The organism is Martinezella hainanensis, from assembly GCF_900094555.1.
GTDB classification, from domain to species: domain Bacteria; phylum Pseudomonadota; class Alphaproteobacteria; order Rhizobiales; family Rhizobiaceae; genus Rhizobium; species Rhizobium hainanense.
Genome location: NZ_FMAC01000006.1, coordinates 483,273 through 507,399 on the forward strand (window position 1 = coordinate 483,273; position 24,127 = coordinate 507,399).

A 24,127-nucleotide genomic window follows, 5' to 3' on the forward strand; every position below is an offset into this window, starting at 1 on the left:
TTTCTCGATACCCTGCCCACGAAAAGCGAGCCGTCTACGGTCTATTGCCGCAGACGGCTCAACCCAATCGAAGCAGCCATGTTCAAGGCAGCTTGATCTCGAGCGTGATCATGTAGTTGCTGTAGTTGGGAGCTGCCGGCGGCGGGTTATGGTTAGTGGCAGAGAAGATCGAATAGTCTGTTATGCGCGGAGGCGTGGATGGCGGCTTCACGTCCGGCCTCCAGGACGCCTTGATCGTTATCTTGTCCGTCGCGCGATAGGAAAGATTGAGCTCGCGGTTCCTGCTTGCGCCGTCCCGGGAATGCTTGCCTCCCACGGACCATTTGTCCCATGATGCGTCCAGGGTCTCGCTTATCTCCGTACCCTTGCGCTCATAGCTGCCACTCAGGGAAGAATTGTCACCCTTGGTCGACAGCTTGTAGAGCTGATCCTGAACCTTGCCGTTGAAGTCCGTCGTTATCGTGGCACTGCCTTCGGTCTTGCCATCAGACGACCGCGCGTTGAGGTCGAAGATGATGGTCTTGTTGCCGACATAGACGCCGACATTCGGATTGAGCCCATTCGTCTTGAAGCCGATGTCGCTCTTGGCCTTCGAGTCGAGAACGATGGGACGCTCGGGCGACTGAAAATACTTTCCAAGCAAATCCTGCTGGGGCTTGGTCGGCTCAACGGGTTTGCCCATCGGGTCGAAGGCACCCATGACCGTGCAGCGCTGGCCGCTCACCCAACTGTTGACGGCAAAGATCAGATGTCCGTCATCGCCAATCGCGGCTACGCCCTGATGCAGGCTGTTCCTCAGATTATAGCGACCGCAGCAGGACAGGGAGTTGTCGCTCATCGCTTCGAAGGATCGGCCGGAAAAAAGCACGCCGGATGGCAATCCCGATGCAGCCTCGCTCCCAAGAATAGGGCAGCTGGAGAGCGGTATCAGCCTATAGCTGTTCAAATCCGTTTGCGGCGTCTGGCCCGTTGGCCTGGTGAGCGGTGCTAATCCCATATCTGATCTGCCGTTTCTCGATCCGTTGACGAAGGATGAAAGATGAAATTCCCAAATCGCCATGCCGCTGGAGGACAGTGAGCGATACGATTTATGCGTGTCCAACCCGTGGAGTTAGGTCAGCGAACTTATTTGTCCAGACGGTCAATTTTGTTCTGACGGCACAGAGCCGGGCTGGCGGAATTGGCTTGAAGCCATGACCGCCTGATCATTTGACGCGGCTCGTATTGCCAGCACTAGTTGCTTTCGGATAGACCCTCTCCATCTCATCTGTGTTCAGATTCTCCGGAGCATCAAAATGCGTCTTGAACCGCAGCAGCGAATTTATGTCTGCTTCTTCCTCTTTGCGGTATCGATGGGCGCAATGCTGTCGCGCCTTCCCGACCTCCAGGACGCCTTGCAGATCAACAAATCCGAGCTCGGCCTGACACTGATCGGTGCGGCCATCGGCGCTCTGATATCGCTTACCTTCGCCTCCCCCATCGTCGCACGCCTTGGCGCCCGCAAGACGGCATTCATCACCGTGCTCGGAACCTCCGCATCCCTGGCGCTCGTACCCTGGATGGGCGTGGCCCCCCTGGTCTTTGCCGTCCTGTTTTGCGAGGGACTGCTTGCCGGAGCGCTCGAAATCAATCTCAATGTCGAGATCGACCGCATCGAGGCGCAGCTCGGCCGTGGCGTGATGAACCGCGCACATGGGTTCTGGAGCCTCGGCTTTTTCGTCACCGCCCTCGCCTCATCGGCGATACGCCAGGTCGGCATTTCAATGCAGCTGCACCTCGCCCTGATATTCATCTTCGTCCTGATCGTGGGGTCGGTGACGATCGCCGGCATGCGCAATGCGCCGGCACGCCCGACGCAGGATCACCCGGAGGCCGGACATATCGCGCTGCCGACGTTCGGCCTGCTGCCTCTCTGTGTGATCGGCATCGCGGCCTTCCTGGTCGAGGGTGCGGGGATCGATTGGTCGGCGATCTACATGCGCGACGTCTTTCACGTCGAGCCCTTCATCGGCGGTCTCGGACTGACGCTTTTCACCTTCTTCATGGCGCTGGCAAGACTGTTTGCCGACGGGTTCGTCGATCGCTTCGGCTCCCGCTCCGTTGCGCTTTCGCTGCTCCTCCTTTCGACCGCCGGCCTCTGCGCCGTCTGGCTGGCACCCCACCCCAATGTGGCGCTCCTCGGCTTTGCCTTCATGGGCGCCGGCTGCAGCGCGGTCTATCCGCTTGCAGTTTCGGCCGCCGCCCAGCGCACCGACCGTCCGGCCCACGTCAATGTCGCAGCGCTCGGACAAATGTCCTTCGTCGTCTTCTTCCTCGCCCCGCCATTGCTGGGATTCGTGGCCGAGCATGCCGGCATTCGCACCGCCTACCTAGTGTGCATCCCGGTCATCCTGGCTGCACTCGTGGGCATCGGATCGCTTTCGACGCGCCGCAGCGCGTTTGCGTAAGGGCTCTGCGATCCCACGAGAGTCGCCTGGATCAAATCAGCCAAGATCCGTTATTGGCTGTCGAGGGAGTAAGCCATACGCTTCCCCCCCTCTTCCGCAGCCAGACGTGGGGCATTGCTCGCCTGCGGTGCTTTCACCAAGTCAGAAGCCTCGGCCCGCTTAACGCAGCGAGCGGAATGCTGCCCTGACTTCGTTGGTGAAAATCGTCGGCTGCTCCCAGGCCGCAAAATGCCCGCCATTATCGGTTTCGTTGAAGTAGATCAGATTGCCATAGCAACGCTCGGTCCAGGTCTTCGGCGCCTGGTAGATTTCGCCCGGAAAGACACTGACTGCGACCGGCAGGGTTGGAATCTGGATGGCGTTGAAGTTGTTGGAATGGTCTTCCCAATAAATCTGGGCCGCAGAGGTTCCGGTTTCGGTAAACCAGTAGAGGGAGATGTCGTCCAGCATCTCGTCGCGGGTCAGGACTTTTTCCGGCTGCTTGCCGCTGTAAGTCCAGGTGGCGAACTTGTCGTAGATCCAGGCCGCCAGGCCCACCGGCGAGTCGACGAGCGAATAGCCAATGGTCTGCGGGCGGGTGACCATCATGTTGGCGTAGCCCGAGCTATCGCGATAGAACTCCGCCAGCTTTTCGAAGCAGGCACGTTCCTTGTCCGTCAGATCGGCCGGAGCAGGATCGCCAGCCGCAAGAATATGGGCAATCTCCTTCGGGACGATGCCGGGCATATTGAGATGGATGCCGAGCAATCCCGGCACGTTCTGGAGCGCCATGCGCTGGGAGATGACGGAGCCGCAATCGCCGCCTTGCGAGACGAAGCGCTCGTAGCCAAGACGACGCATCAGCGTGCCCCACGCGCGGCCGATATGGTCCGAACCCCAGCCCCTCGTCGTTGGCTTGCCGGAGAAGCCGAAACCGGGGATCGAGGGCACCACGAGATGAAAGGCGTCTTCGGCCCTGCCGCCGTGAGCGGTTGGATTCGTCAAGGGATCGATGACCTTGAGCATTTCCAGAACCGAACCCGGCCAACCGTGTGTCATGATCATCGGCATTGCGTTTTCGTGCTGAGAGCGCACGTGAATGAATTGAATATCCAGCCCGTCGATTTCGGTTATGAACATCGGCAGGGAATTGAGCCTCTGTTCCACCTTTCGCCAATCATAGCCGTTGGCCCAATATCCGACGAGATCGCGCAGACGTTCGAGCTGCACGCCCTGGGAGTCGTCAACGGCATTTTCCCTGAGCGGCCAGCGTGCTTTCGCAAGCCTCTGCTTCAACTCGGCAATCGCGCTGTCGGGTATATGGACCTTGAACGGCTTCACACCGTCGGGCAAGGCGTCCGATGCGGCAAAGGACATAGCAGGCTTCAGGAGCGATGCTGCACCGGCGACGGCAGCAGCAGTCACAAAGGCGCGTCTGTTCATTGAGAAGGATGAAGGCGACATCAGAATCTCCATATGTTTGGGAGGTTTGTTGAATGCCGCGAAGTTTTGCTTTCGGCGTGTATCCCGGTTGTGTCCTCAACCGCGCCAAATTGTATCCTTCCGTGTCCAGATCGACCAAGGCTACGATGGAATACAGAATTCTGCGCTTTGGCTTTGCCAGCGGCAAGTACGTCCCAAAAGATGGAACTTCGCCCAGTAGACCAGTAAAGAAGGATTTTTCGGGGGGCCGCGACGGTGGGAGACAAGGCAATGCTGGGCTCCCAAAGCCGAGAGCGGAACCAGAGATTGCGCAGGCTTGTGAAAGTCGTCTTCCATGATGATGGAAGCGGCTCGATGGCTGCTCGCTGAGAGCAGCGCTCGCCTGTCGGTCAAAATAGGGGACGGCTATCCCGATGGGAGGAAAAATCATGGATAGCCGGCCGGCCGCGATGTGATGAGATCGGGCCAGCAAATTCAATTTAGCCAGGTTGCCGCGTCTTACGGCGCATAGCGCGTAAAGACGTCGTCGTGATCCCTAACATTGCCGACATGGCAGCTGAGACAGGTCTCATGTTGTGCAACGTCGACCGGCTTGCCGTCGACGAACCGCCCGAAGCCCCAACCGTGGCTATCGGGATATTTCTTGGAATCCTTCACCATGACCTGCACCGTCGTCGGCGCTCCCGGCACCGTTGCCGGTGCAAACTCCGTCGATTGCTTGCGTTTGTAGGCCAATTTGACGAGGATCGAACCGTCCGGAAAAGGCAGGGTGCCCTTCTTATAGGCGTCGATGGCGGTATCATTGCCGAGCACTGCGCGAAGTTCGTCGAGCGGCGGAGCCTCCTGCGCCGGCGCAATGAATTTCCAGTCCCTATAGCCTTCCGGTATGGTGACGCCGTAGATCGGCGAGGCATTTTCCGGCGGCGTTGCAGAACTTGCGGATTGAGAAGCCGCGATGCCGACGGCGAGGCTCGAGACGGCAAATGCGCCAAGGAATGCGAGTTTCATTTTCGACTCCTGCCTGACGGATGATCTGGCAGAGGATCGCGCGGAATTGTATCCGCGAGATTTCAGGAAACGGCCCGATTGTATCGCAATGTAGCCGGGGAGACCCGTTCGTGTGAGCTACTCATCGGAAATCGGGTGGCCACCGCTCCGGTTCGGACGCTAGGCTCCAGGTTCTTGCCGCGCCCGAGGGCCTAGAGCGCCCTCGAAAACCCGCCCAAACCGAGGACATGACATGAACACTCAACCATCCAGCTTCGCTCCGGCTTTTGCGGAACCCTTCACGATGGCGCAGGTCGACGCCTACGATTGGTCGTCGCTGGCGGGAGAGCTTGACGGCTTCGGCTGCGCCATTCTTCCGAAACTGCTCGCACCCGAGGAATGCGATGCGATTTCCCGCCTTTATCCCGAGGAACGTCATTTCCGCAGCCACATCATCATGGCGCGTCACGGCTTCGGAAGAGGTGAATATCGCTATTTCAACTATCCCCTGCCGGGGCTTCTCGGTGGATTGCGCACGGCGCTCTATCCTCATCTCGCCGATATCGCAAACCGATGGAATGAACGTATGGGCGTCGAGGAACGCTATCCCGATGAACACGCGGCCTTCCTGAAGCGATGCCATGAAGCCGGCCAGAGGCGGCCGACACCACTGCTGCTGCAATATGTGCCCGGGGACTTCAACTGCCTGCATCAGGATCTCTATGGCGAGCTTGCCTTTCCGATCCAGGTCGCAATTCTGCTGTCCGAGCCGGGCCGGGATTTCACCGGCGGCGAGTTCGTCCTGACCGAGCAGCGGCCACGCATGCAAAGCCGCGTGGACGTCGTGCCGCTTCGACAGGGCGATGCCGTCGCTTTCGCGGTCCATAATCGGCCCGTGCGGGGAACGAAAGGGAGCTACCGTGTCAATCTCAGGCACGGGGTAAGCCGGGTGCGCTCGGGCATGCGCCACACCGTCGGCATCATCTTTCACGACGCGCGCTGAGGGCGCTAAGCAGCAGCCGATCTTACCCGACGAAGCCGGCGTAATTTTCTCCCGTAATTCTGCGCATGATAGCCGAGTAAGCATCGTGATTGTGATCGCCCGCCAAGACACGCCCCAGCGACGGCTGCGCGAAAGCCGACATGGGCAGAAGAGCGAGCGGCGTCGAGACGGGTGTGAGGTGAGAACCCTGCCCGGCGCGCAATGTCGTCAGCAGGCCGAACATCTCGCCAGTGATGCTGGGCCTCGACAATATCGCCATACGATACTGCCCGGACGAATTCGTCACGAGATAGATATGCCCCGACAGGTGCGGCACCGACACCGAGCCCTGTTGCGAAAACGAGGCATCGCTGCGCTCGCGCTCCCGAAAGCTCAGGCAGGTCCGTTCGCCATCCCAGGCGATCTCCGTGCAATAGGCGAAGATCGCCTGGGGATCGCCGAAGGACGGGCGAAGCGTCAGGTAGGTGCTTTCCAGCCATGACACCGAGGCGCGGGAATAGGCGCCAAGCTCTTCAGGGGCATGGCCGGGCCTGTCGTTGACGACAGGCGCCTGCGTTCCAACCGGTTCCCGCAGGACGACGCCCATCGCCTGTTCCAGCCGAATGAGGGTCGCAAGCGTGAAAGGGCGATGGCCGGAAAGAGCCTTCTCCAGGGTCGAGAGGCTGATGCGCGCATCATTGGCAAGACGCTGCCTGGAAATACGCCGCCGGGCGATCTCTTCGCGAACCCGCGCCGCCACGGCGCTGTTCTGACTGTCGGACAAATAGGGGTCGCCCTGGACCATTCCTTCGTTTCCTGTTTGCGTAATTTCCTTCACAATTCCACACATGCCCGCCACCGGCAAGACCGTTTGCGGCAAGATGCGGACGAAACAGGGCAAAGCTTACGCTGGCGAGAAAATAGCCTTTGTTCACAATGGCTTCAGTCATTCCACGGCGAACAAGGAGCCTGTCATGTCAGCCTCGCCAAGCATCTCGCGCTACCAAAAGCGGCAAAATTTCCTCATCAGATTCGGCCTGTTACTCTGGTTCAGCAATGCCATCCTGCTGCCGGTGCTTGCCGTCATTTTCGCGCTGCTTCATCCGCTGGAATCGCACGCGCAGCCGGCAGCCTTCGTCACCCCGAACGAAATGGGTGCGGGCAGCCTTCTTCTTCAGACCAAGGAAGAAGGAAAATATATCGAAGCGCCTCGTCTTGCGACCGATGTCGACATCGACGTCAGCGGACCGACGGCGCGCGCAGTCCTGACCCAAGCTTTCGAGAACACCACCGATAAGTGGGTCGAAGCCCTCTACGTATTTCCCCTTCCGGAAGACAGTGCCGTTTACTCCCTGAAGATGATCGTCGGCAACAGGGTCGTTGTCGCCGACATCAAGGAGAAGCAGGCCGCCCGCGCGATTTACGAGCAGGCCCGCAAGCAGGGGAAGAAGGCTACGCTTGTGGAGCAGCAGCGTCCGAACGTCTTCACCAATGCGGTCGCCAACATCGGCCCGCATGAAAAGATCGTCGTCCAGATCGAATATCAGCAGGCGGTGCGTCTCGCGGATGGTCGCTTTTCCCTACGGGTTCCGCTCGTCGTTGCGCCGCGCTACACCCCCCAGAATGGATCGCCCATCACGCAGCAGGCCGATCTGAAGGCCGGTTGGGGTCGGAGCGAAAACAGCCCTTCGCACAATGCTGCCGACAAACCCGTCTCCGCGCCGCTTTTGGCGCCGGACAGCGACCGCACCAATCCGGTCACGCTGAAGGTCAATCTCAATGCTGGCTTTCCGCTCGACGATGTCAAAAGCCTCTATCACACGGTCAGGATCGACAAGGTAAGCGACAACGCGCGCCGGATCGTGCTCGATGGCGATGCAACGGCCGATCGCGACTTCGTGCTCGAATGGAGCGCCGTCGCCAGCAACGTGCCGAGCGTCGGTCTCTTCCGCGAACATGTCGGCAAGGATGATTACGTGCTTGCCTATGTAACGCCGCCGGCGGTGGCGGCGCCGCAAAAGGCTGGCCGCGAAGTGGTCTTCGTCATCGATAATTCCGGCTCCATGGGCGGTACGTCGATCGAGCAGGCGCGGGCGAGCCTCGACTATGCCCTGTCGCGGCTCGAGCCGAGCGACCGCTTCAACGTCATTCGTTTCGACGATACGATGACCAAGTTCTTCCCGGATTCGGTCATGGCAACGGCTGAGAATATCGCCTCGGCCCGCCGCTTCGTCACCGGCCTGGAAGCTGCCGGCGGCACCGAAATGCTGCCGCCGCTTCATGCAGCCCTCGACGACAGCCATCAGGCGAACGGATTGCGTCAGGTCGTGTTCCTGACCGATGGCGAAGTCAATAACGAGCAGCAGCTTCTCGATGCGATCGCTCAATCGCGTGGTCGCTCGCGCATCTTCATGGTCGGCATCGGCTCGGCGCCGAATACCTACCTGATGAGCCGCGCCGCCGAACTCGGCCGCGGCAGCTTCACCCATATCGGCTCGGTCGCCGAGGTGAACGAACGCATGCGCGCCCTCTTCGACAAGCTGGAGAACCCGGCCGTCACCGATGTCGCCGCCGGCTTTTCGGAAAAGAATGTCAGCCTCTCGCCGAACCAATTGCCCGATATCTATCACGGCGAACCGCTGGTCCTGGCCGCCCGGATGGGGAAAGCGGCCGGCACATTGACCGTCAGTGGCATGGTCGGCGATCAGCCGTGGACGATCTCCCTGCCGCTCGATCAGGCAAGCAATGCCAAGGGCATCTCCAAGATCTGGGCCCGCCGCCAGATCGATGATGCCGAGGTCAACCTCACGCTTGGCAAGATCACGCAGGCAGATGCCGACAAGCGCATCCTGCAGCTGGCACTCGACCATCATCTCGTCACGCGCCTGACCAGCCTTGTCGCCGTCGATACCAGGCGCCTGCGCCCGACAAACGCGCCGCTGACCGCGGCCGACATTCCCCTGCAGCTGCCCGCCGGCTGGGACTACGACAAGCTTCTCGGCATCGGGACAACGCGGGATGCAAAGGCAGACGCCAAGCATCATCAGACGGCCGACAAATCGCAAGGGTCAGATGGCGACGCGGAGCTTGCACCGATCTCCGCATCGGCTCCGGCCAGCGTTCCGCTGCCGCAGACGGCAACACCCGGAGAGCTCATGATCCTTCAGGGATTGCTGGCCCTGTTGCTCGGAACGTCGCTGCTGGCCCTCGCATCACGACGGAGCAAGGCATGATCGCCGCCACTCGCGTCCAAACCATTGGGAGCGCGCCAGCGCGCTCCCTTCTGACCTTTGCAGCCAGCATTCTTATCGCGACCGGCCTCTTCCTCGCCGCACAGGGAGGATGGATCTATGCCAAGGCAGCTTTGGCGCAGCTTCTCCTCGAGCGCGCCTTCGCCGAGAGCGTGACGTCAGGCGCGCCGGTCAAGCCCTGGAGCTGGGCCGACACCTGGCCGGTGGCGCGCATCGAGGTTCCGCGCCTTGGCGTTGCCGCGATCGCGCTGAAAGGCGCAAGCGGCCAGGCCCTTGCCTTCGGCCCTGGCCATCTCGACAACACCCCGCAGGCGGGCGAAGAGGGCACGGCAGTCTACGCAGCCCATCGCGATACCCACTTCACCTTCCTGAAAGATGTCAAAGAAAATGACCGTATCCGCATCACCCGCAGCGATGGCCGGGTCTTCGCCTTCCGCGTGACCCATATGGCCGTTGCTCGCTGGGACGAAGCAGAGATCGACCCCAATGCCGAGGGCGTCCACCTCGTCCTCGCAACGTGCTTTCCCTTCGACGCCGTGACCTCAGGCCCGCTTCGCTATCTCGTCTATGGCGATCTTGAAGAAACGGCGACGAAATAGACCGCCGCCGGGAAACCGTGCAGGACCGAGCCTATCCGCTGGTGCGAGTAGACGCTTCCGAGTAACGCGCGTCCATGGGCGAGAGGCTATTGGCGTTGGGCTGTGTCAAAATACCATAGAGTTCCGGGCGACGGCCTCTTATCCAGCGCTGCCCCGTGCATTTGTCGAGCAGAGCCAGATCGATTTTAGCGCTCACCCTTGCATCGGCAGCCGCCGAGGTTTCGACCAGGATCCGACCATAGGGATCGAGGATCATGGCATTGCCGGTGCGCACCTCATCCTCATCCTGCCCGACGCCGTTGCTGAAGACGAGGAACATTCCATTGTCATGGGCGCGCGACGGCAGCCAGCGCATGAACCACTCCCGGCCGTTCAGGCCGCGAAACTCGGCCTCGATCGCCTCGGGATATTCATGACGATTGATCCATTTCTCGACCGGTATCCGTTTCAGCCCGTGCGGGCTTACCGAATGGCCCCCGCCGGCCTGGTGCGGCGCGATCAGCAATTCGGCGCCGAGCAGCGCGGTCGCCCGCGCATTCTCGATCAGATTATTGTCCCAGCAGATCAGGATGCCCGCGCGTATTCCCCAAGGCGTGTCGAAGACCGTGAAGGCATCGCCGCTGGAAATCAGGCGATGCTCCCAGGCATGCAGTTTACGATGGCAATGGATGTTTCCATCCGGCATGCAGACCGCATAGCTGTTGTAGAGCTTCCCATTCTCGCCCGCCTCCAGGAAGCCTGCGCCGATCGCAATGTCTTTCACGCGCGCGAGAGCTGCGACGCGACTGATCGATGGACCCGAGAGCGGCTCTGCCAGCGCCTGCAGTGCGGGACCATCGAGCTTGGGAACGTGCCAGTATCCGCAGATGCACATTTCGGGGAATACTATGAGCTGGTTGCCTGCCTGAACGGCTTCCTCCGTGAAATGCACGATACGCGAGAGATTGTAAGCCTTGTCGTTGGCCCGATGCTGAAACTGCACCGATGAAATTTTGAACGCCATGTCCATTGCTCCTTACTGCCCTAAAGCAATTTGACCACGCGGCTTCTCTTTCGTAAAATGACTTTATCGATTAAAATTATTCTCAGATAGAATGGAAATAAAGCTCCTCCGCTCCTTCATTCAGCTGATCGATACCGGCCATTACGGCAAGGCATCGGCAAAGCTGTTCGTCACCCAGTCGACCCTGACCAAGCAGATCCAGGCTCTGGAAGCTGCAATGGGCGGAGCGTTGTTCGAACGTGGCCGTCATGGCGCGAAGCTGACGCCACTTGGAGAGCTGCTGCAGCGCGAAGCGCAGCCGCTTCTTCGCTTGAACGACGATGTCGACCGGAAGATGCATCGCGCCATTGCCGGCCTGACCGGATACCTCGATATCGGATTTGGAATATCGACCCTCGTTGCCGCACCGCAGCTGATTGCCGGCTTTCGTGCAGCGACGCCGGATTGCAGCATCACGCTCAACGACCTGCCGTCACGGGAACAGCATCAGCGCCTGCTCGACGGCCGGCTCGATATCGGCTTCTGCCGGGCACCGGAGGAAGATAGCGGTCTGGCGTTCATGCCCGTGCTTGAGGAGCATCTGGCCCTGGTGCTTCCACGCGGGGTGACCATGCCGGCCCAAGACCGGCTGACGGAGCTGAATGAACTCGGCTTTGTGGCACTTTCACCATCGCGCGGACCGGGACTGGCCGACCAGATCAGGCGCTGGTGTTCGCTCACCGGCTTCGAACCTCGCATCGTCCAATATGCCGACGATATCCTGACCGTGCATGCCATTGTCTCCGCCGGCCTGGGCGCGGCATTCCTGCCCTGGCGCGGCGTGCAGGCATTGGCTGGATCCAGCCACATGCAGCCTCTCTCAGGACCGGAATCGAGATGGCCGGTTGGAATTTGCTGGCATCGCAAACATACGAGCCCCTTATTGGCCCGCTTTATCGATCACGTGTCGAAGAATCATGAATTCGGCCAAGCGCAGGCCGGGTGGCAATCGAGATAGAGCCTGACGCATCGTCATTCTGCAACGCAAAACGACCGCTCTTGTTGCCGACAATGGGGTTATGCACTCCAACCCCATTGTCCGAAAGGCGCTAGACGTGAGCCCATCCGTCGTCGTCGGACGGTTCTAGCGCCTTGATGGTCAAAACGAACCGTGTAGCCAAAGCATTGTCGGCGTGCCTAGAATTGCCACCGCAATCACCAGTGAAACTGCCATCTTGATCGCTTTGATGCGCCGTGTCCTGACGCCGCTCCAATCATAACTCAAAATCACTAACCCTCGCAAATCATTCATGATTCGCAAACTAGAGCCGACGCGCCTTTCGGCAAGGGAAGGCGGCGATTCGTCCACAGAGGATATTTCTGCGATGCTTCGACATGGGCAACGCCGAGCCCATCTGATGGGCAGAGGACAACCGCTGAAAGCAGAAGAGAGACTGCCGTGCATGGGCTTCTGGGATGCCGAACCGCAAGATTCCGCACCATACGCTTCACCTACACCGACTCGGACGGAAAGCCGAAATCTTGAGCGAAATTATCCGTAGGCCACCGACTCACCTGTGGGCCGATATAGTGATTCTCGCCGCTAATCTTAGCCGGGTAGAGGTCGAGCGATCGACGACAACCGCACTTTACTATCAAAAGGTGTGAGTCATCCCCGCAACCATCTTCGGGGACTTCTTGAAGAAAATCCAGGAAAAGCAGTGTATTAAACACCCCAACGGAGAGTCTTCGCTGTCACACGTTAACCGGTCATTAACCGTTAATCTCTGGACGGCCTGACAGAATCGTGTTCTATCTTCTGGCGGGCAAAGGTCGGCAAACCGGCGACAAGCCGCCAAGAGGGACAGATGGCGATAGCAAACCGCACGGAGACTGTAGCTCCTTCAAAGGAAAATGCAGCCAGCAAAATTGCGCGGCACGCAACTGTGCTGTCTGGTCAGCTCCAGCAGCTCAGGACGCGGATGTATCCGCCGAAATCCGAGAAGATGCTGCGCCAGTTCCTGACCAATGAAGTGTCGAAGCTGACATCGATCCCGGATTCGACCTTGAAGCTGATGTCGAGCGAAGGCCGCGGCCCAACTCCCAGCCGCCTGGAGAACAATCACCGGGTTTATACGCTGGCCCAGATCAACGAATTGCGGGAGCTGTTTGCCAAGCAGAAGCCCGTGGAAGCCCTTCGCTTCCTGCCGCGGCGCCGACCGGGCGAACACCTCCAGGTCATGGCGATCGCAAACTTCAAGGGTGGTAGTGCCAAGACGACGACCTGCGTTCATCTCGCGCATTACCTTGCGCTGCATGGCTATCGCGTGCTCGCCCTCGATCTCGATCCGCAGGCCTCGCTTTCGGCCATGTTCGGTGCCCAGCCGGAAATCGATGTCGGCGCCAACGAAACCATCTACGCGGCGCTCAGATATGACGCGGCCGAAAGACGCCCGATCCGCGAGATCATCCGTAAAACCTATTTTGACGGCATCGACCTCATTCCGGGCAATCTGGAGGTCATGGAGTATGAGCATGAAACGCCGCGGGTTCTGGCCCAAAAGTCCGGCGCCGGCGCCATCTTTTTCGAGCGCCTCAAGCTGGCACTTACCGAGGTCGAAGATGATTACGACATCGTTATCCTCGACACGCCGCCTTCGCTCGGGTTTCTAACCCTGAGCGCCATCTATGCCGCCACGAGCATGATCATTACGGTACATCCCGCCATGCTCGACGTGGCATCGATGAGCCAGTTCCTGCTCATGATGGGCGATCTGATCAGCGTGCTCAACGAAAGCGGTGCGCAGCTCGATCAGGATTTCATCCGCTATCTCGTCACGCGCCACGATCCGAATGATGCGCCGCAGTCGCAGGTCGTCGCAATGCTGCGCCATCTCTTCGGCACCGATGTCCTGTTGCCGACGGCAATCGAAAGCACAGCAGTCGAAGCTGCCGGGCTTGCCAAGCGCTCGCTCTACGAACTCGAAATGGGTCAGATCGGCCGGGACACGCACAAGCGCGCCCGCGAGGCCGTGGATGCTGTCAACGAAGCGATCGTTCATCTCATCAATACAAGTTGGGGGCGTGGATGAGCAAAAACCCGAGAAAATCCATCGTCGCCAGTTTCGGTCTGCTTTCAGCGGAATTGGAAAGCGGCGAGAGCAAATCAGATTCGACGCTTCCTGCCCCTGCCCCCGCGCAGTCGGGTCGCGTTGGCGCTGGCGTGATCGGTGCCGCGCATCGCGCAATCGGCGACATACGCGCGGAGCGTGATCGGCTGCGTGCCATTGTCGAATCCGGCGAAGGCTGGATTCAGGATCTCGATCCACATGTGATCGAAGCATCCCCCTATCCGGATCGCCTGCCTGACGACGATCCCCATGATTTCGAGAGATTCAAGCGCTCCATCGAGGAAGAAGGCCAGAAGGTTCCGATCCAGGTTCGGCGGCACCCCACCTCGAGTGATCGATATCAGGTCGTTTATGGTCATCGCAGATGGCGGGCCGCTCTCGAGCTGGGCCGCACCGTCCGTGCCATTGAGGTCGAGATTTCCGATCTCGACTTGGTTCTGGCGCAAGGCATCGAGAATGCCAGCCGTCAGGATCTGACATGGATCGAGCGCGCCTTGTTCGCCTCACGCATGGATGATGCCGGCATCAAGGCACGCCATATCTATGCGGCCCTCTCGATCGAAGATGCGGAACTTGCGCGGATGCGCAGCGTCTATCGGGCGATTCCGGCAGATATCATCGAAGCGATCGGCAGAGCCCCGAAAGTTGGCCGACCACGTTGGCTTGATCTGGCAAAGACGATATCCGCAGCTCCTAATGCCCTCAAGGTGGTACGTGCCGCTCTCTCGAACGCAAGCGAGGCCAAGGAAACCTCCGACCAGCGATTTCAGATGGCGCTGAAGGCAATCAAGCCGGCCTCTGAGGCGCGCAACACTCAGATCGCGATTTCCGATACGTCGGGAACCAGGTTGGGTGTGTTTATGACGTCGCCCCGGGAGGTTCGAATCTCTGCCGAGGGTAAATTGGGTACGGAATTCGTAAGATTTGTCGAGGAAGAGCTGCCTGACCTTGTCGCGCGCTTCACTCGCTTGAGAAACAACCGCAACCCCTGACAGCTGTCAGGGTTTTCTGATTGGAAAGGAAACCTCGCAAAAGAAAAAAGGCCCCCAAACGTTGCCGTCGTGGAAGCCTTCTCTTCAATGTAGCAACTGAAGAATCGCATTTCCTCGAATCCCAGTCAAGAGTCTTTGGCACCGTTTTTGGTGATCGTATTTCTTTTGCCTCTCGAAGGTGAGGAAAATGCAGAATGGAATTGTAACGACGCCTTTTGGGCGGCGGCCGATGACGCTTGCCTTGTTTCGGCAACAGTCTGCCGCGACCATGATCGAGCCCAGCAGGTCGGTCGACAAATGGAAGGTCTTTCGAGATGCATCCGAAGCACGGCAAAAGCTCGGATTGCAGGATCGCAGCCTTGCCGTACTTGACGCTCTGTTGAGCTTCTATCCCGAAAACGAGCTTCGCCGTGACGCCCAGCTCGTTGTCTTTCCGTCCAATGCGCAGCTGACCTTGCGTGCCCACGGCATTGCGGGTGCGACGCTTCGCAGGCATCTTGCGCTTCTCGTCGACGCCGGCCTGATCGTCAGAAAGGATAGCGCCAATGGCAAGCGCTATGCGAGAAAGGGCAGGACGGGCGAGATCGAAAGTGCGTTCGGCTTCGACATCTCACCGCTGCTGCTGCGCGCCGAGGAGCTTGCGATCATGGCTCAGCAGGTCGCAGCAGATCGCATCGCCTTCCGACGTGCCAAGGAAAGCTTGACGATTTGCCGGCGTGACGTCCGCAAGCTGATTGCGGCAGCGATCACGGAAGGAGCCGGCGGCAATTGGACTCTGATCGAAGAAAGCTATGGCGCCCTCGTCGCGCGCATTCCTCGTTCCCCGACAATGTTCGACATCATCTCCATCCTGGAAGATATGGAACATCTCCGCGACGAGATCATCAACCTTCTGGAAACGCAGCAGAAAGTTGAAAATTATAGCACCAATGATGCCCATAGTGAGCGGCACATACAGAGTTCGAATCCCGAATCCCTTAATGAACTTGAACCAAGCTCTCGAACAAAGCTGGAAGCGAGTTCCCTGAAAAAAGGTGTGTCTCAAGAAGAGCCGATGCGTATCTTCCCGTTAGCTCTCGTGCTGAAGGCCTGCCCGGAAATAAGCTCTTACGGGCCGTCAGGTATTATCAATAACTGGCGAGATCTGATGTGCGCGGCTGTCGTCGTACGATCGATGCTGGGCGTCAGCCCGTCAGCCTATCAACATGCCTGCGAGATAATGGGGCCGGAAAACGCTGCCGCGACGATAGCCTGCATTCTCGAGCGATCAGGGCATATCAATTCCGCCGGCGCTTATTTGCGGGATCTCACCGCCAAGGCAAAACGCGGCGAATTTTCACTCGGTCCGGCGCTTATGGCACTGCTTCGAGCAAATAATGGAGGCGGTGATATCGCATTGAAGGTTTCGTGACGATCTCGAATGCTTCTGTCCCCAAGAGATCGACCCCTCATAGGCGTTATCGGAATAAGCCTTCGGCGCTATAAGCCGAATAGGCAACTGGCCATGTCATTTCCATCAAATGATACGGCCACAGCCGATACTTCCGCTATGGCCGTCCATTGACCGTCGAACTTTGCCAACGGCACAAATTCGTGTGCTGGATTAACGGCAGACGCGTTCCTTGCGAACGACCCAGTGACCATGAACCTTATGCTTTACGGTCTTCACAAAGCAATCATGGTGATGACGATGGAACGGAGCTGCCTGAGAGGGAGCGCTCACGGCGACAACCGAAGCAAGGGCGATAACGGAAGAGAGAAGCAGGCTTTTCATGTTAAACCTCGTAAGCATTTGGGGGTTGATGCTGCGTGTTTACGCATGACTTTGATGCCCGATTTAGACTTAACCGAAAATGAATAGCACCCTTACAATTTTGTAATGCACTTTGGGAGCTACAAGCCATTCAACGAGCCCATTCATGGGTAATTCCAGGGTGGTTAGTCTCGTTCTTCAGTTTGGTAGCCAGGTTTGGCTTAGCCGAGCATATCCATTGTGCTGTCTCTCCATTGTTTCAGCCGTTAGCGGGCTGTAGCCATGACCATGACATCGAGCGGCCGCAGGCCTTGGGGAGATTTCATTAGTTTGGGATATCTTGAGATTGGCAAATCCGGGCGAAAACTTATCCAAAAGCTGATCAGACTGCCCGTCTGAAGGCCCGTTTGCTCAGATCCTGAAGGCAAGATCGCTACTTTCGCCACAGCGCCTTCTCACCTCTCGGAAGCTTCAACCGACCCTGTATGGCTCATGGAAGCTAACGCCGAGATAGCTTCTCAATTGAAAATTTTCCTTGGGAAATCCGTTACTTAGGCAGCGTCAAATTTGAGCATGAAGAGCGAAGCATTTCGTCTGCCTTGCGTCATATAGCACGTTAGATGGACCGATTAGTCAAGCAAATTGTCGGCCAATGACATCTTTCAGACGGCCCGCAGACGGAGATGCATCGCCTTGCGCAGGAGCGCGATAGCCTCGGGAACGGTCGGTCCCTCGATCGGAGGCGGCTGCAGGCATTCGCAGAATTCGCGCCAGACGAAAAGGGTCAGTTCCGCGCCGTCCGTTTCGGTCCCCCCCCTCCCCTTCGGCAAATTGTCCGAGGACCCGATACCGGGCATCATGCCAGAACAGCCTCTCCACCCAATCGTAGATGGGGATGATATGAAAGTGAAAGGCGTGTCCGGAAATATGACCATATCGACCGATATAGACGCGTGGAGCGCCCAGCTTCTGCTTCAGCGCTGCTTGAGACAGTGCCAGGAGGGGACCGATCTCGTGCAGGGCGTCATCCGGTAAATCGAAGAGGTCATTGGCGGATCTCTTGGAGGCTATGATGAGATAGCCGGGGAGCGCCGAATTCGCGCGATGGCTTACAAGCCATCCATCGGTCTCGGCGATGAAAAATTGCGAAGCAGCCATCTTTTCCTACTCTCGATTCCGGTTGTTATTCGTCGGCTACCTTTGCTTCCCGCCAAGGCGGATATAGCACCGCTCAGAACCAGTAGGCTGAAATCATGCTGGCTTTTTGACGGCCTGGACTGAGGAGGCAGGCGGTGTGGGCGCCTCATTGATTGTGATGCTTGTCTGACCCTTGTCAGGCCGGCAGAGGCGGCGAAATAGATTGCCGCGGCGAGGTGGTTGCGGGTTGCCTGTCGCGCCGCGAGTATGTGCCGACGTTTGTCGACAAGCGGAGCCCAACAGCAATCGAGGGTGACGGCAACAGCAAGAATAGATCAGAGACGACACCGGTCCGCCGCATCCACCTGAAAGACTTGCCTGCCGGAGCAATTGCGGCGTTCGGACCTGCCGATGAGATAAGCGCCATCGTTGCTGCGATGAAAGCTGCATATAATTCGAGCCACATGTTGAAACTCCTTGCGATGCATGGTGGCTGCAATGACATGATCGGCGGGGGAAGATTTTGAGGATGGGCAGGCTGGATGTTTTCAGGGCGCACCGCTAGGTGTGCGGCCCTGGCAGGAGACGGGCTGTTTTCGGGTTTTGCCGCGAAAACCTGACAGCTGTCAGGTTTTTTACGCAGCAGATGCTGAGAGATGATCTCAAGAGATTTGTGCAGTCCGGCGTCTGACGGGAGTGCAAGATGTGTTGTGCGTTGCTCTTCCGGTCAAGCCTGGACTGAAACCCTGACAGCTGTCAGGGTTTTAGATCTGCAAGCGGCGGCGCAGCATTGCGATCGCGAGGTGGGCTTCGATGCCGATGGTGCGAGCACTCGTTTCTCTCAGGGCCGGAACTTCCGTGATATCGAAAGCTCCGACCGAGAATGTCGGTCAGTGTCCAATGGATGCCTTCTTGCCAAGCGTTATGTTCCGAAGCGTCAAGGCGAGGGGGATGGCGGCGAGCGAGATCAGCGTCAGGACCCAGAAAGCATCGACGTAGGAGAGAAACGAAGCCTGGCTCTGGATTTGCTGATTGATCCAGGCAAGAGCCTGCTGCTTAGAAGTGAGAAGCGAGCTCCCTTGCGCCATGAAATAGTGACTCAACTGATCATAGGTATCCTGATAGGCGCTGTTTGATGGGACGATATGTTCGACCAGGCGGCTTTGGTGGAACTGTTCGCGATGGGTGATGATGTTCGATATCAGCGACACGCCAATCGACCCGCCGGTGTTGCGAGCGGCGTTCAGCAGGGCAGAGGCCTGGTCGGTCTTGCTCGAAGGAATGCCGTCATAGGAAGCCGAGGTGATCGGCAGGAAGATGAATGGCAGGCCAATCCCCTGCAGCATGCGAGCCTCGGCGAGATACCAGAAGTCTACGCCGCTATAGACGCTGGTTACCTGGTACATCGACAGGGCAACGAAGCCGGCACCGATCGCGATCAGATATTTCGGCTGTACTTTCGATGACAGAAAGCCGACCACGAACATCATGATCATGGTGACCACGCCACCGGGAGACAGCATCAGCCCGGCCCAAGTTGCGGTGTAGCCGAGATTCTGCTGAACCAGCTGCGGCAGATACTGTGTCGTGGCGAGCAGCAGCGCGCCCGTCGCCATCATCACCAGAAAGCAGGTGCCGAATTGCCGGCTGACCAGCATTCTGATGTCGACCGCCGGATTTTTGTGCTTCAGTTCCCACGGGATCATCAGCAGGAAAGCCAGCGCACAGATCACGGCCGCCGCGACGATGAAGCTGGAGCCGAACCAATCGTCTTCCAGACCCCGGTCGAGCATCAGCTCCAGCATTCCGAGAAAGGTGGCGACGAGCCCAAAGCCGATCCAGTCGAAGCCGGGTTCCTGGCTGCGCTTCTGAGCACGTTCCTGCGCAGCGCCTGCCGGTTCCTTGATCAGCATGGCAACGGCGGCAAGTGTCAGGATACCGACGGGGCCGTTGATCAGAAAGCACCAGTGCCATGAGAAATTATCCGAAAGCCACCCGCCTAATGTAGGTCCCACGACAGGGGCAACGACGACGGCTACGCCGAACAGGGCAAAGCCCTGCCCGCGCTTTTCAGGCGGAAAGCTGTCGGCCAGAATGGATTGCGCCACCGGCACCATGCCACCGCCGCCGATGCCCTGCAGAATCCGGGCAAGCAGCAGGAATTGCAGATTGGGCGCAAAGCCGCACATGACGGAGCTGACGGTAAAAAGAGCGAGGCAGCTGAGAAAGAAAGTCCTGCGCCCGAGGATGCGCACGAGATAGCTTGTGGCGGTCACGATCACGGCGTTGGAGACGAGATAGGTGGTGACCACCCAGGACGCCTCGTCCTGGCTGACGCCAAGGCCGCCTGAAATATAGTTCAGGGCGACGTTGGCGATGGTTGTGTCGAGCACTTCCATGAAGCTGGCAAGTGCGACGACGATCGCAATGATCCAGGGGTTTGCCAACGATCTGGCGGCAGCGTTGGTGCTCACAACACGTTCCTCAAGCTTTCCCACAGGGAGGGGCTGGCATCGGTCCGTACCGTAGGGACGACGGACATGCCCGGTCCTAGCGCGACATTGCTCGGCACGTCATCAAGCTCGATCTTCACCGGCACGCGCTGGACGATCTTCACATAGTTGCCGGTCGCGTTTTCTGCCGGCAGCAACGAAAATGCCGTTCCTGATCCCGGCTGCACGCTTGCGACATGGCCATAGATCGTGCGGCCGCCATAGGCGTCGATAGTCAGCGTTACCGGCTGGCCCGGACGCATGTGATCGAGCTGTGTTTCCTTGAAGTTGGCGGTTACCCAGAGCTTGTCCGGCACGAACATGGCCAGATTCGTACCCGCCTGCACATATTCGCCGTCGCCGGCCGACAGCTGCACCACCCGACCCGGCTGCGCTGCTGTCATCGTCGTATAGGAGAAATTGAGCTTGGCCTGGTCGAGCTGGGCCTGATCCTGCTTGAGAGTGGCCTGAACGTTGGCGATCTGAAAGTCATAGGCGTCAAGCTGGCGCTGCGCAGCGGTCAGCGCGGCTTGATCGGTGTTCAGGGCAGCCTGTTGCCGGTGCAATTGCGAGGTATATTGCTGCGCTTCCTGGAGAGTGCCGGAGCCGCTCTTCACCAGCCCCTGATAGCGGTCGTTTTGCTGTTGGGCGAAGACGAGATTGGCTTGGGCCTGTGCAACTTGAGCCTTGCCTTCTTCCACATTCGCTTCCTGAACCCGCTTCTGCGCTTCGGTGTTCTGGATATTGGCATTTGCGGCAGCGACCTGGGCCTGCGCCTGCTCCAGAGCTGTTTGATAGTCGCGATCGTCGATACGGGCGATCACTTCGCCGCTCATGACGTGCTGGTTGTCGGTGACGGGGACGGAAGAAATGTAACCGGCTACTCGTGAGGTGATGGCATATTGCCGCGCGGCGATGAAGGCATCGTCGGTGCTTTCGTAATGCGAAGCGTTGTCCCAGTAGATAAAGGTCACTGCTGCCGCGGCGGCGAGTGCGCTTCCGCCGATCAGGAGCATCCGCAGGCGTCGGGAGGGGCCGCCTGCCTCATTCTTATCGACCGTATCATCCAGAGCTTCGACGTTTCCTTCGAGGGTTCGGGTTTGATCGCCGGGTTGCGGCGCTTCAGCCCTTTCTTGCAGGACCGAAGCGCCGCTTTGCTCATGATTTGCCGTGACGCCGGTCGTTTTCGGCTCCAACACGATCAATTTTCCGCGAATTTCGTCCTGAGGCGTGCTCATCTTCTACCTCTTCCATCACAAGGATTTAAATTGAAACGAAACGTTCAATTTAAATATTGACGTAGAACTGATCGAGGTGTTAGTCAAGAGCTGCAGAGGGTGCTAAACCGCGTCCAAGCCAATCAAAAAGCAGTGAGGTCCGTCATGCCGCAAGAAATGGCAAAACCCCAAATTACATCGGCAAAGACAAACGCAACGCGACGTGGTCGTCCGCCACGGGAGAGGGCAGGCGAGGTCGAGGACAGAATTCTGCAGGCAGCCCTCCAGGTCTTCATCGCACGCGGCTATGAGGGCGCGAGCATTGACGAGATTGCCGAGGTGGCGAGAGCCGGCAAGCCGAGCATCTATGCACGCTTCATCAACAAGGAGACCCTGTTCAGGGAGGTCGTCATCCGCTGGGCGCAGAGATCGGGCGAGATGGTGGGCTCGGCGACATCGGGCAGCATTCTCGAACGCTTCCAAGCCGCAGGTGTCTCAATCGTCCAACGGGCCATAAGGACAGAGACCATTGGGCTCATACGCAGCGTGATCGGCGAAGCGACGCGCCATCCCGATCTGGCAACGACGATCCATTATGCCATGCGGGCGCATGGAACGGCTACCGCGATGAAACTCGTGGCAGAATTGGCCGAGGCCGAAGAACTCAAGTCATTGGCCGCCTTCGCGCCGGCTAATCTTGAAGCCACCACCCGATACTTCATCGATCTGGTGTTGTTGCCGATGATGATGTCCTCGCTGTTTCATGCCGACCTGACGCCTGTGAAGTCGCAGATGGAGGATCATGCGCGCGAGGCAGCTACTTTTTTCTTGCGCGGCTGCGGCTATAGCGGTGTTTGACGGTCGCTGCTTTCGCGGCGCCGTCGGAGCAAGCCCGATCTTCAATATGCGGCGAGCAAATTCGACCCGAAATCCGGCTCGACGCCGAGCAGCGGCGCAGCCTTGCTGATGATGTCGTGGACCATGGGCGCAGCCGTTTCGGCAGCGAGATTCAGGTTGTGTACGCCCGTCAGTGGCTGGTCGATGAAGGCGAGCACCACGTATTTCGGGTTATCCATGGGAAACGCCGCCAGGAACGAATTGAAGCTGAGCTTGTGCGAGTAAACCCCGTGAATGACCTTGTTTGCGGTGCCTGTCTTGCCGCCGACATGATAGCCGGGGACGTCGGCAGCTCTGCCGGTACCCTGCTCACCATTGAGGCGGAAGAGGTAGCGGATCGTGTCGCTGGTGCTCTTCTTGACGATCATCGTTTCGGTCTTTTCCGCTTCTTCCTGCGTGCGCGGAAGGAAGGAGGGCTCGATCAGCTTGCCGCCATCGATGAGGGCTGCGCCGGCGACGGCGGTCTGCATCGGCGTAGTGGCAACGCCGTGGCCGAAGGCTATGGTGATGGAATTGAGCTTCTTCCAGACTTTTGGCTGGCTGGGTGCCTTTACCTCGGGCAGCTCGGTCTGCATCTTCGTCAACAGCCCGAAGCGGGTCAGGTAGTCCTTCTGAATGGTCATGCCCACCTTGTCCATCATCTTGGCCGTGCCGATGTTGGACGAATAGCGGAAGATTTCCGGGATCGACAGGACACGCCGCGGCACGTCACGGTCATCATGGATGGTGAAGCCGCCGTAATGCAGAGGAGCGCTGGCGTCGAAGGTGTCCGTCAGCTTGACCATGCCCGTGTCGATGGCCATGGCGATCGAGAAGGTCTTGAACACCGAGCCCATCTCGTCGGTGCCGTTCGACATGCGGTTCAGCCAGCCTTTGACGTCCGCCTGCGGATCGTTCGGGTCGAAATCAGGGGCCGACGCCATTGCAAGCACTTCGCCGGTGTGGATATCGAGAATGACGGCGCCTGCCGCCTGACTCTGGTAACGGCTGATCGCGTCCGACACTACGTCATGCACGACGTTCTGAACACGAAGGTCGATCGAAAGTCGCACCGGCTCCAGCTGGTCGCGGCTTGTCAGGCCTGTGGAAGCAAGATCCGACAGGCCCTGCATGTCGAGATACTTTTCCATGCCGGCGACGCCGTGATTGTCGATATCGACATAGCCGAGGATATGCGCGGCCGTGCGTCCGCCCGGATAGAAGCGCTTCACCTCAGGCCGAAACCCGATCGCCGGGATACCGAGCGCCAGGATCTCGCTCTGTTCCTTCGGCGTCAGCTGCCGGCGCAGCCAGGCAAAATGCGAGCGTCGGTCGGAAAGCTTCTTATAGAGTGATTTGCGGTCGATATCGGGAAAGATCGAGGCGATTTTCTCCACCGCTTCATCTGGATCGACCACGCGGTTGGGCTCGGCAAACATCGAGACGGTGCGGATGTCGGTTGCAAGCAATTCGCCGTTGCGGTCAACAATATCCGGGCGCGCAGCGCTGATGTGATCTGGCGGGATCGCCGATGTATCGGTCCTCGGCTCCATATCGAAATAGGTAAGCCTGGCGAAGATCGCCACATAACAGACGAGCAGCCCACCCGCGAGCATCATGATGCGAGCCTTGGCGAGCTTGGCTTGACCGGTAGCGCGCACTGGCGGGCGCTCGCGCCCCCCTGGACCGAAGGTGATTCTGATGAGGCGACCGCTATTTGCGCTGAGGGCGTGGATGATCGACATGAACGATTATTCGCAAAAATGGGAAGGCGGATTTGCCTCTCGATTAACAATCTTTAAACGCAAGATGGTTAACAGGAGTCTAATTATAAGTTCTTCTTACTAACGTTGTGTTTG

Annotated in this window: 18 protein-coding genes and 1 pseudogene; 9 read left to right on the forward strand and 10 right to left on the reverse strand. The window is 58.7% G+C overall.

The features are described from left to right. Positions 1 to 82 precede the first annotated feature (82 nt). Entirely contained in the window at positions 83 to 997 is a 915-nt protein-coding gene (locus GA0061100_RS21350; RefSeq protein ID WP_143525488.1) for a hypothetical protein, read from the reverse strand. Between the two features lie 298 nt (positions 998 to 1,295). Between GA0061100_RS21350 and GA0061100_RS21355 the strand changes: the two genes are divergently transcribed. Next, positions 1,296 to 2,447: an MFS transporter gene (locus GA0061100_RS21355; RefSeq protein WP_075854723.1), complete on the forward strand. Its 1,152-nt coding sequence runs from the start codon at positions 1,296 to 1,298 to the stop codon at positions 2,445 to 2,447. 159 nt (positions 2,448 to 2,606) lie between these two features. On the opposite strand, the gene GA0061100_RS21360 is transcribed toward GA0061100_RS21355, so the two are convergent. Next, on the reverse strand, positions 2,607 to 3,890 hold the full coding sequence (locus GA0061100_RS21360; protein WP_075854724.1) for an epoxide hydrolase family protein: 1,284 nt from the start codon (positions 3,888 to 3,890) through the stop codon (positions 2,607 to 2,609). Positions 3,891 to 4,367: 477 nt separating this feature from the next. After that, positions 4,368 to 4,877: a cytochrome P460 family protein gene (locus tag GA0061100_RS21365; protein ID WP_075854725.1), complete on the reverse strand. Its 510-nt coding sequence runs from the start codon at positions 4,875 to 4,877 to the stop codon at positions 4,368 to 4,370. Between the two features lie 232 nt (positions 4,878 to 5,109). On the opposite strand from GA0061100_RS21365, the gene GA0061100_RS21370 reads away from it, so the two are divergent. Then, on the forward strand, positions 5,110 to 5,859 hold the full coding sequence (locus GA0061100_RS21370; RefSeq protein WP_075854726.1) for a 2OG-Fe(II) oxygenase: 750 nt from the start codon (positions 5,110 to 5,112) through the stop codon (positions 5,857 to 5,859). Between the two features lie 22 nt (positions 5,860 to 5,881). Here the strand turns inward: GA0061100_RS21370 and GA0061100_RS21375 are convergent, their stop codons facing one another. Further along, entirely contained in the window at positions 5,882 to 6,643 is a 762-nt protein-coding gene (locus tag GA0061100_RS21375) for a helix-turn-helix domain-containing protein (RefSeq protein ID WP_075854727.1), read from the reverse strand. 169 nt (positions 6,644 to 6,812) lie between these two features. Between GA0061100_RS21375 and GA0061100_RS21380 the strand changes: the two genes are divergently transcribed. Both GA0061100_RS21380 and GA0061100_RS21385 read left to right on the forward strand, forming a co-directional pair. Next, the gene (locus GA0061100_RS21380; RefSeq protein ID WP_075854784.1) at positions 6,813 to 9,071 is read left to right on the forward strand and encodes a marine proteobacterial sortase target protein; all 2,259 of its coding nucleotides are present in this window, start codon (positions 6,813 to 6,815) and stop codon (positions 9,069 to 9,071) included. Continuing rightward, on the forward strand, positions 9,068 to 9,688 hold the full coding sequence (locus tag GA0061100_RS21385) for a class GN sortase (RefSeq protein ID WP_083961401.1): 621 nt from the start codon (positions 9,068 to 9,070) through the stop codon (positions 9,686 to 9,688). The genes GA0061100_RS21380 and GA0061100_RS21385 overlap by 4 nt, the downstream gene beginning before the upstream one ends. A gap of 31 nt (positions 9,689 to 9,719) precedes the next feature. On the opposite strand, the gene GA0061100_RS21390 is transcribed toward GA0061100_RS21385, so the two are convergent. Next, complete coding sequence (locus tag GA0061100_RS21390) at positions 9,720 to 10,691, reverse strand: nitrilase family protein (protein WP_075854728.1); 972 nt, start codon at positions 10,689 to 10,691, stop codon at positions 9,720 to 9,722. Positions 10,692 to 10,782: 91 nt separating this feature from the next. On the opposite strand from GA0061100_RS21390, the gene GA0061100_RS21395 reads away from it, so the two are divergent. The 4 genes from GA0061100_RS21395 to repC all read left to right on the forward strand — a co-directional run bounded on the left by GA0061100_RS21395 (position 10,783) and on the right by repC (position 16,204). Continuing rightward, positions 10,783 to 11,688, forward strand: coding sequence for a LysR family transcriptional regulator (locus GA0061100_RS21395; protein WP_075854729.1), 906 nt, complete (start codon positions 10,783 to 10,785; stop codon positions 11,686 to 11,688). Between the two features lie 850 nt (positions 11,689 to 12,538). Continuing rightward, complete coding sequence (repA, locus tag GA0061100_RS21400) at positions 12,539 to 13,762, forward strand: plasmid partitioning protein RepA (protein WP_075854730.1); 1,224 nt, start codon at positions 12,539 to 12,541, stop codon at positions 13,760 to 13,762. Next, entirely contained in the window at positions 13,759 to 14,793 is a 1,035-nt protein-coding gene (gene repB, locus GA0061100_RS21405) for a plasmid partitioning protein RepB (RefSeq protein WP_075854731.1), read from the forward strand. The genes repA and repB overlap by 4 nt, the downstream gene beginning before the upstream one ends. Positions 14,794 to 14,980: 187 nt before the next feature. Further along, the gene (repC, locus tag GA0061100_RS21410) at positions 14,981 to 16,204 is read left to right on the forward strand and encodes a plasmid replication protein RepC (RefSeq protein ID WP_075854732.1); all 1,224 of its coding nucleotides are present in this window, start codon (positions 14,981 to 14,983) and stop codon (positions 16,202 to 16,204) included. Positions 16,205 to 16,396: 192 nt separating this feature from the next. Here repC and GA0061100_RS34905 read toward each other — a convergent pair whose 3' ends face one another. The 4 genes and pseudogenes from GA0061100_RS34905 to GA0061100_RS21430 form a co-directional block, all read right to left on the reverse strand. Then, positions 16,397 to 16,567: a hypothetical protein gene (locus GA0061100_RS34905; protein WP_167459839.1), complete on the reverse strand. Its 171-nt coding sequence runs from the start codon at positions 16,565 to 16,567 to the stop codon at positions 16,397 to 16,399. Positions 16,568 to 17,208: 641 nt separating this feature from the next. Beyond that, positions 17,209 to 17,704 (reverse strand): annotated as a pseudogene (locus GA0061100_RS21415) (HIT family protein). 869 nt (positions 17,705 to 18,573) lie between these two features. Continuing rightward, entirely contained in the window at positions 18,574 to 20,157 is a 1,584-nt protein-coding gene (locus GA0061100_RS21425; protein ID WP_075854734.1) for a DHA2 family efflux MFS transporter permease subunit, read from the reverse strand. Continuing rightward, complete coding sequence (locus GA0061100_RS21430; protein WP_083961402.1) at positions 20,154 to 21,413, reverse strand: HlyD family secretion protein; 1,260 nt, start codon at positions 21,411 to 21,413, stop codon at positions 20,154 to 20,156. Before GA0061100_RS21430 ends, GA0061100_RS21425 begins: the two co-directional genes overlap by 4 nt. Positions 21,414 to 21,569: 156 nt before the next feature. Between GA0061100_RS21430 and GA0061100_RS21435 the strand changes: the two genes are divergently transcribed. Then, positions 21,570 to 22,250, forward strand: coding sequence for a TetR/AcrR family transcriptional regulator (locus GA0061100_RS21435; protein WP_159444805.1), 681 nt, complete (start codon positions 21,570 to 21,572; stop codon positions 22,248 to 22,250). A 41-nt stretch (positions 22,251 to 22,291) separates the two neighbouring features. On the opposite strand, the gene GA0061100_RS21440 is transcribed toward GA0061100_RS21435, so the two are convergent. Then, positions 22,292 to 24,013 (reverse strand): peptidoglycan D,D-transpeptidase FtsI family protein, encoded by a 1,722-nt coding sequence (locus tag GA0061100_RS21440; RefSeq protein ID WP_075854735.1) that lies wholly within the window; start codon positions 24,011 to 24,013, stop codon positions 22,292 to 22,294. Positions 24,014 to 24,127: the final 114 nt, after the last annotated feature.

Bases quoted from the DNA above. Each gene is read 5' to 3' on its own strand.
- GA0061100_RS21365 (WP_075854725.1), bottom strand. From the start codon at position 4,877: ATGAAACTCGCATTCCTTGGCGCATTTGCCGTCTCGAGCCTCGCCGTC.
- GA0061100_RS21435 (WP_159444805.1), top strand. From the start codon at position 21,570: ATGGCAAAACCCCAAATTACATCGGCAAAGACAAACGCAACGCGACGT.
- GA0061100_RS34905 (WP_167459839.1), bottom strand. From the start codon at position 16,567: ATGAAAAGCCTGCTTCTCTCTTCCGTTATCGCCCTTGCTTCGGTTGTC.
- GA0061100_RS21385 (WP_083961401.1), top strand. From the start codon at position 9,068: ATGATCGCCGCCACTCGCGTCCAAACCATTGGGAGCGCGCCAGCGCGC.
- GA0061100_RS21350 (WP_143525488.1), bottom strand. From the start codon at position 997: ATGGGATTAGCACCGCTCACCAGGCCAACGGGCCAGACGCCGCAAACG.
- GA0061100_RS21380 (WP_075854784.1), top strand. From the start codon at position 6,813: ATGTCAGCCTCGCCAAGCATCTCGCGCTACCAAAAGCGGCAAAATTTC.
- GA0061100_RS21375 (WP_075854727.1), bottom strand. From the start codon at position 6,643: ATGGTCCAGGGCGACCCCTATTTGTCCGACAGTCAGAACAGCGCCGTG.
- GA0061100_RS21395 (WP_075854729.1), top strand. From the start codon at position 10,783: ATGGAAATAAAGCTCCTCCGCTCCTTCATTCAGCTGATCGATACCGGC.
- GA0061100_RS21430 (WP_083961402.1), bottom strand. From the start codon at position 21,413: ATGAGCACGCCTCAGGACGAAATTCGCGGAAAATTGATCGTGTTGGAG.
- GA0061100_RS21355 (WP_075854723.1), top strand. From the start codon at position 1,296: ATGCGTCTTGAACCGCAGCAGCGAATTTATGTCTGCTTCTTCCTCTTT.
- repC (WP_075854732.1), top strand. From the start codon at position 14,981: ATGCAGAATGGAATTGTAACGACGCCTTTTGGGCGGCGGCCGATGACG.
- GA0061100_RS21390 (WP_075854728.1), bottom strand. From the start codon at position 10,691: ATGGCGTTCAAAATTTCATCGGTGCAGTTTCAGCATCGGGCCAACGAC.
- repB (WP_075854731.1), top strand. From the start codon at position 13,759: ATGAGCAAAAACCCGAGAAAATCCATCGTCGCCAGTTTCGGTCTGCTT.
- GA0061100_RS21440 (WP_075854735.1), bottom strand. From the start codon at position 24,013: ATGTCGATCATCCACGCCCTCAGCGCAAATAGCGGTCGCCTCATCAGA.
- GA0061100_RS21360 (WP_075854724.1), bottom strand. From the start codon at position 3,890: ATGTCGCCTTCATCCTTCTCAATGAACAGACGCGCCTTTGTGACTGCT.
- repA (WP_075854730.1), top strand. From the start codon at position 12,539: ATGGCGATAGCAAACCGCACGGAGACTGTAGCTCCTTCAAAGGAAAAT.
- GA0061100_RS21370 (WP_075854726.1), top strand. From the start codon at position 5,110: ATGAACACTCAACCATCCAGCTTCGCTCCGGCTTTTGCGGAACCCTTC.